This is a genomic window from Sulfurimonas sp., assembly GCF_032250635.1.
Lineage (GTDB): Bacteria > Campylobacterota > Campylobacteria > Campylobacterales > Sulfurimonadaceae > Sulfurimonas.
Window position 1 is genome coordinate 1 of the sequence record NZ_JAVVFL010000123.1, and the last position, 6,963, is coordinate 6,963.

General features: G+C 39.3%; 7 protein-coding genes and 1 pseudogene. 2 read left to right on the forward strand and 6 right to left on the reverse strand.

Features of this window, described 5'->3' with window-relative positions:
• Positions 1–304 (reverse strand): annotated as a pseudogene (locus RQ763_RS08095) (glycosyl transferase); the annotation flags it as partial.
• 137 nt (positions 305–441) lie between these two features.
• Here RQ763_RS08095 and RQ763_RS08100 point away from each other — a divergent pair.
• Positions 442–1,266, forward strand: a complete 825-nt coding sequence (locus RQ763_RS08100; protein ID WP_314152269.1) for an alpha/beta hydrolase — start codon at positions 442–444, stop codon at positions 1,264–1,266.
• Here the strand turns inward: RQ763_RS08100 and RQ763_RS08105 are convergent.
• Genes RQ763_RS08105 through RQ763_RS08125 form a run of 5 tightly spaced genes read right to left on the reverse strand, consistent with a single transcriptional unit; the run spans position 1,249 to position 6,730 of the window.
• Positions 1,249–3,735, reverse strand: coding sequence for an efflux RND transporter permease subunit (locus RQ763_RS08105; RefSeq protein ID WP_314152270.1), 2,487 nt, complete (start codon positions 3,733–3,735; stop codon positions 1,249–1,251). The two genes, RQ763_RS08100 and RQ763_RS08105, sit on opposite strands and share 18 nt — an antisense overlap.
• A 3-nt stretch (positions 3,736–3,738) precedes the next feature.
• Entirely contained in the window at positions 3,739–4,341 is a 603-nt protein-coding gene (locus RQ763_RS08110) for an ABC transporter substrate-binding protein (protein WP_314152272.1), read from the reverse strand.
• 3 nt (positions 4,342–4,344) lie between these two features.
• The gene (locus RQ763_RS08115; protein ID WP_314152273.1) at positions 4,345–5,133 is read right to left on the reverse strand and encodes a VacJ family lipoprotein; all 789 of its coding nucleotides are present in this window, start codon (positions 5,131–5,133) and stop codon (positions 4,345–4,347) included.
• A gap of 2 nt (positions 5,134–5,135) precedes the next feature.
• On the reverse strand, positions 5,136–5,705 hold the full coding sequence (gene recR / locus RQ763_RS08120; RefSeq protein WP_314152274.1) for a recombination mediator RecR: 570 nt from the start codon (positions 5,703–5,705) through the stop codon (positions 5,136–5,138).
• On the reverse strand, positions 5,705–6,730 hold the full coding sequence (locus RQ763_RS08125) for a murein transglycosylase A (RefSeq protein WP_314152276.1): 1,026 nt from the start codon (positions 6,728–6,730) through the stop codon (positions 5,705–5,707). Before RQ763_RS08125 ends, recR begins: the two co-directional genes overlap by 1 nt.
• Before the next feature lie 142 nt (positions 6,731–6,872).
• Between RQ763_RS08125 and RQ763_RS08130 the strand changes: the two genes are divergently transcribed.
• Positions 6,873–6,963 (forward strand): DnaJ domain-containing protein (locus RQ763_RS08130; protein ID WP_314152277.1); only part of this gene is annotated, 91 nt, incomplete at its 3' end.

Below are 6,963 nucleotides of genomic sequence, written 5' to 3' on the forward strand. Positions count from 1 at the left end.
CGCTAAGCCAAATACCAAAGTGCGCTTGCATGCCAAGCTGTTTTACTATCGGCATAACTTTTTGTGAATCCTCAGCAGAGTAGAGACGCACACTATTTGTAAATTTATTTAGGAGAATTAAATCTTTATATACCTCTTCATCGCTAAGCATCTCTTTCTTGTTTCCCTTTTTGTAGGGCGCATACGACAGAGATTCTATGATATTGTCGGCATCGGGCGGAGTGATAAATTTTTGCTCGCTGCTAAGCCATAAAAAAATTTGAAGAAGTGAAGCAACGAGTAACGAAACAAGAATATATTTCAATGTACTCCCTAGAATAGAAAAGCTAATTATACAGCAAAATTTCAAGAGCTGCTACGCATTTTTTTTTCTATACGCTTTGTATATTTTATTTAAAAAATGATAACATGCCTCACTTTTAAGATCTTAAAGGCGCTGTTATGAAGAGAATCAAGATACTGTTTTTAACTTTTTTTATAGCCATAAGTATATCGGCAAGCGAGAGAGAAGAGTCTCTTTGCGGCACTTTCTTAGAGCCTTTTGTCTTTTGGATGTGGAGTTCAATGACACCCAAACCAGACAACAGCATAGTCGCAAATATCCCTTTTATAGAACCAAGCCAATACAAAACATCTGACGGCAAAACGCTTAGAGGCTACAGGTACCTCTCAAATAACGGATATACAAGAACTTCTGCAAAAGGGTATATTTTGGTAGCCATGGGAAATACCATGATATCTGAGCAGATGGTCGTTATGTTAAAGAGTTTCTCACTAAAAGGCTATGATGTTTACGTTTATGACTACAGAGGCTATGCAAATTCGGAGGGAAACAGACGCATAAAAGCGATAATACAAGATTACAAAGAGATGGTTGCTTCACTCAATAAAGCATATGAAAGAAGATTGCTTTACGGTATTTCACTAGGAGGTGCCGTTATGTTAAATGTTATCGGCTCAGGTCTGGAGTATGATGCGGCAGTTATTGACTCAGCCCCGAGTTTTCTCTCCCCGTTTGGATGCCCAAAGAGGGTTGACCCCGTAGCAAATCTTCCAAGAGATGCAAGCAGACTTCTTATTATTACAGCGCAAAAAGATTCCATTCTTCCGAGCAGTCTAACCTCTCCGCTAAGAGAGAGTGCCAAAGAGAGAGGTGCTAAAACATTCGATGGCGAAGAGTATGACCACCCATTTGCCGATAAAACTCTTGAGGTTCATTATCAGCGGATGAAGATTATTTTACAACATTTAGATGCCGAAAATTAGAAGCAATACAGGAAGCAGCAGCAAATCTGCGACAATCGCCATAAACATGGCAATCATGGTAAGAAGTCCAAAATAGATAGTCGGCAGGAAGTTGGAGAGCACCAAGATACAAAACCCTATCATAATGATGGTTGAAGTATAAAACATCGCTGTTCCAATGCTTTTATGCGCTCTAAACATAGAGCCTTTTGCGTCGCCTGACTCTCGGTAAAGCAGAGAGTACCTGTAGATGTAGTGTATGGTATCATCAACCGCTATGCCTATGCTTATGGCGGCAATAGTTATGGTCATCATGTCAAGAGGAATATCCATCCATCCCATAAATCCAAAAATCACACCTACGGGAATAACGTTTGCGATAATTGCAATTACCGCAACTTTGAGACTTCTAAAAAGGGCTAAAAACATTAAAAAGAGGATGAGAACGACCACCCCTATGGTTTTGATCTGAGAATCAAAAAGCGACTGGAGCATATTGTTGTACATTATCAAAAGATTTGCCGCTTTATGCTCCTCATACTCAGGGTTGAGCATCTCTTTTATGTCTCTGTTTATCTTTTTAATAAGAGCGTTTCTTTGCAAATTTGGCATTGAGTCGATGATTCTTGTACTTATGCGCACCTGATTATTTTCTATATCCACATAAGGCGTGAGTATGATTTTTCTATACTCCTCTGGCAACTCTTTGTACATAAGTGCAAGTGTGAGCCCGTCTGCCTCTTTGCCATCGTTTAAAACTTTTAAAATCTCTCCTGTTGTTGAGAGCGAGAGCACTTTCCCCACAGCCTCAAGAGACTCTAAGTACTGATGAACCTCTTTAATCTTGCGCATCTTGTTTTGCGTAAACCAGTACTTCTCTCTATCTTCCTGACTCTCCTCAAACTCATCTGCAAACGAGTCAAGTTCTTCATCTTCATCTGAGCCGACTACCTCCACAGAAGCGACCTCATCGCTTCTGGCTTTAAACGTCAAGACGATATCAAGCGGTGTAGTTCCGCCTAGTTTTTGATCAATAAGAGCCATCCCTTTATATATCTCGGTCTCTTGCTTAAAGTAGTCTATAAAACTGTTTTCAACCCTAAGCTTTGTCGCACCCGAGATGGAAAAAAGTACTACAAACAGAGCCGAGAGAAGGATTGTTTTTCTGTAATGAAATGCAACATGCGCCACTTTAGCGGTAAATGGAGCGCCTCCTTTGCCAAAACTAAGAGACTCTTTCTTCTCAAACAGAAGCAAAATAATCGGAAACAGAACAAAAGTCATAAGAAGCGATACTATTATCCCAGTACTCATCATCCACCCAAAGTTTATAACCGGCAAAATACCGCTAAAAACCAAAGAGCTAAATCCCGCTATTGTGGTAATTACCACAAAGAAAGAGGGTTTTGACATGGAGAGAACAGTATTTAACGTAAGACCCATCTGCGTATCATGCGGATTTTCGACGTATAGCTCTTTATACCTCACTATAAGATGCACGACCAACGACATGTTCATAATAAGCTGTAGCGAGATATAGTTTGATGAGACAACCGTTATCTCCCAGCCAAAAAGCCCCAAAAGTCCACTTGTGACAACAAGCGAAGTGCTGCAGATAAAAAGCGCTATAACAACCCACTGCACCTTTTTAAGAAGTATATATAGAACTGCTATAAGAAGTATAACTATTAAAAATCCGAAGGTTTTGAGGTCATACTTTACAAACTCAACCATATCATCGGCAATCATCTCAACCCCGCCTAAATGAAGTTTGACGTTGCTGTGCTGCTGCTCAAAATTTTCAAGGATTTCTCTGAGTTTCAGTATCATTTGATGAGTTTCTTCTCTTAAAATATCTCTATACTCTTTGAGTTCTGCCTCCGCTTTTTTATAGCTTCTCTTCTCATCCGCACTGAGCGCTCTTTGTTTTTTAAGCTTTATAAATCTGTCTCTGTTGTCTATGAGGCTAAAATATTTCTCATCTCTTTTAAGGTTTACCATCAAAGCGGTAGTTTTAAAATCTTCACTTACCAGGTTCTTTTTATAGATAGCACTTGTTAAAAACTCCTGCTTTGCCAAATCCTTGTTAATTTCGGGGGATTCTAATGTCGGTATATCTTTGAGAAGCTCTTTTAGCTCAACCGGAGGAGATTGCAAAAGCGGAACATTTACTATAGAGTTGATACTCTGTACTACCTCAAGAGTCTCTATCTGCGAGCTTAGTTTCTTGATATTTGCAATATTCTCATCACTTAAGAGGTCATCTTGCGCAGTGTAGGTAACAACCAAAAAGTTCGGCGCTTCAAACCTCTTGAGCACATCTCTTGTGTACTCTAAATCTTTATCATCTTCAAGAAGAAGTGTCTCGGCACTTGCGTCAATCTCCAGCCTAAAGGCAAAAAGAGCCATGACTACTATAAAAGCACTCATGAGTGCTAGAACAATTTTTGGGTATTTTAAAATATAGTTTTTGTATAGGCTCTCTAACATTATTTACGACTGCTTAACCAAAGCATCCATAAGTTCGTATATGCTTTTTGTCTGTAAAAACTCTTTAAACTGCGCTCTGTCTGTTTTTAAAATGCTGACTCCTAAAATCTCTACGTCATATATAAGCCACTCGTCCTTGTCCGCCTGTTTTGAGCTTGGCTTGTGGTATTTATAGACAATCTCCAGTTTTTCAGATTTGCTTACAAGGTCTGTTGTAAGGGCTATTCTGTTTGACTGCGGCTGTTCAATATTTTTAACTTCGACCTTCTCATCTTCATAAGCATCGATTTTGGCAGAGTAAGACTGTTTCATTCTCTCTACATATAGCTCTATAAATCTCTCTTGGTCATCTTTTTTAAGCTCTCTCCATGCATTACCGAGGCTCAGTTTTGCCATAAGCTCAAAATCAAACATCGGCGTAAGTGCTTTTACTATGTTACGATTTCTCTCATCTTTAGAGAATCTTTTGTCCTCAACTATTAAAATTACTTCATTAATCTTGTCTAAAAAACGATTTTTTAAATCCTTCTGCTCATCTGCCGCCAAATTTTGCGCAAAAAGCAGTGCCACACATAAAACTACTATTTTTTTAAAGATATTTTTCAACTTTTACTCCTCAATCTGTTTGTTTCTATACTGCTCATAAACATCTCTGAAATACGGATACAAATCAACCGCATCTCTTCTCATCTTCTCGTATTTATCCATATTTAAAGAGATAAAATTGACTTTTTCAACTGTTTTTGCACCCAAATACTCAGGCCATGTATCTGTCAATGTCCAGTAGCTTCTCTCTGTGTAGTCAAGCGGGCTAAGCAGAGAATCAGGATATATACCGACCAAATCTCTTAAGTTTGATGGTCCAAAAATAGGAAGTACTATGTGAGGACCGCTCCCTACTCCGTAAAAACCTAAAGTCTGACCAAAATCCTCATCATGCACTTCAAGATTAAAGTGTACTTTTGCAGGATCAAAAAGCCCAAGTATCCCCACTGTTGTGTTGATGACAAAGCGGCCCGTCTCTTCGGCAGCGTAATAAAACTTGCCTTGCAAAACGTTGTTTACAAATCGCATAGGAAAGTAGAGATTGTTGAAGAAATTTCTCACACTCTCTCTAACTTCAACATGCATCACATAGTTGTATCCATTTGCAACTGGTTTGAGCACATATTCATATGCACCGTCATTAAAAGTCGTCATGGCTCTGTTGTAGCCGCTGAATGGGTCATAAACCTCTTTGTCTTCAAACTCATCCGAAAACCCATCTAGTTCACCGTTAAAATCATCGCTTTCTTGCTCAACAGCAGAAACCTCGCTTGGCTTCTCTGGAGTTTTGGCGCTACAACCACTAAAAGTTACTACGCATGTAAGAACAAAAGCCAAACAAATAAATCTCAAATTTAAACCTTTACTCTGCCAGATAACGCTCTCGTTAAAGACAAAATATCAATATTTTCTAAACTCACTCCGGTTGGGACGCCTTGAGCAATTTTTGAGTAGTTTATATTAAAATTACTTAATTTATCTTCAATATATAACATAACCGCATCATTTGCGATAGATGGCGTTAGAGCAAAAACTATCTCTTGTACACCCGAAGAGACCAATCTCTCCAGTTTTGAGAAATCAAACTCCGCTAATGACTCCAGAACAAAATATCTTCCGCCAAAAAGTGCGTTCTCCTCTAAAATCAATATATCTTTTGCGTTTTCCACTATGCATAAAAGCATCTCATCCCTGCTCTCATCACAACAGATAAAGCAGAGCTCATCTTCGCTCATACCACCGCATGAAGTGCACTCTTTGAGAGATCCAAGAGCCTCTTCTATCGCATGAGAAATTTTCATCCCGGTAAACCTATCTTTCATAACCATGTGGTAAGCAAGCCTTGTTGCCGATTTCTTCCCTATGGTAGGGAGTTCTTGCAGGGCATCTACCAGTTTGTTAAACTTCTCCAGTGAGCCGTTCATCAAGAGCTCCCTTTTGGCAAAAGTATCCAGAGCTTCAGAGGCGCTTTTAGTCTGCCAGCCACCTCTTTTGCTTCCTCTCCGTAGCCCATAAATATATCGGCTCTCACACTCCCTTTGATGGCACCGCCCGTATCCTCCGCCATAACGACACGGTTAAAAGAGACAGCTTCGTCCTGTGCGCTCAAATAGAGCATGCTTCCCAGTGGAATATACCTTCTGTCTACCGCAATTGAGCGTTTTGGCGTAAGCACAACCCCGAGTGAACCGCTTGCCGCATGCTCTTTTTGTCTGAAAAAAACCATAGATTTGTTGTAATTGAGCACTTCATCAATCCTTGAGGGATTTTGCTCTAACCACGCTTTTATGCTCTGAAGCGAAATATCTTCCAGAGCTATTTCGCCCATATTTACAAGATATTTTCCTATTGAGGCGTATTTGTACCCGTTTTGGTTCTCATAACCGACAAATATGACGCTTCCATCATCAAGACTCACTCTTCCCGAGCCTTGAACTTCTAAAAAGAAAAGATCGATTTTCGAGTCAGTATAGCAGATAACCTCCGCATCAAGTTCATTTTTTACAGCATCTTCTCTATCATGGAAAGGCACAAGCCTGTTGCCGACGATTTTACCTCTTAACCTATAGCTTTTAAGTTCTGGATACTGCTCGCCCAGATCAACGACAACCAAATCTTTTGGAGTTTTATATACCGGGTAAATATATGGCTCTTTTTTAGTCAGTGAACCTCTTAGCTCAGGCTCATAATAGCCTGTTAGAAGCCCATCTTGCGAACTATTTGGAAGAGCGATTTTATATGGAGTAAAGTAGGATGTTAAAAACTCTTTTGCATCTATGGCATCTATTGCTCTAATGCACAGATTTGTGTAAATCTCTTGTGTTTTAGCCGTTTTGCAGCTACGCACAAACGACTCTAGCGCATTTGCATAATCTTCTTGGCTCCAATTTGGAAGCTCGTTAAAGTTGCTCTTGTAAAGATTGGTATCTGGCATGTTTGAAAAGCTCACCGGAGGCTCTTTAGAACATCCCGTAAAGAGTAAAAATGCACTTAAATATAGTATAAAATGTTTCATAAGGGGATTATACATAGATTAAATTTAAAACGATATAATTGCGAAAAAATTTTAGATGTTAGGATATTAAAATAATATGCAGGATTTAAGCTATTACGAAATATTAGAGGTCTCAAGAGATGCGGACCAAACTACAATCAAAAAAGCTTACAGAAAAATGGCAAAAG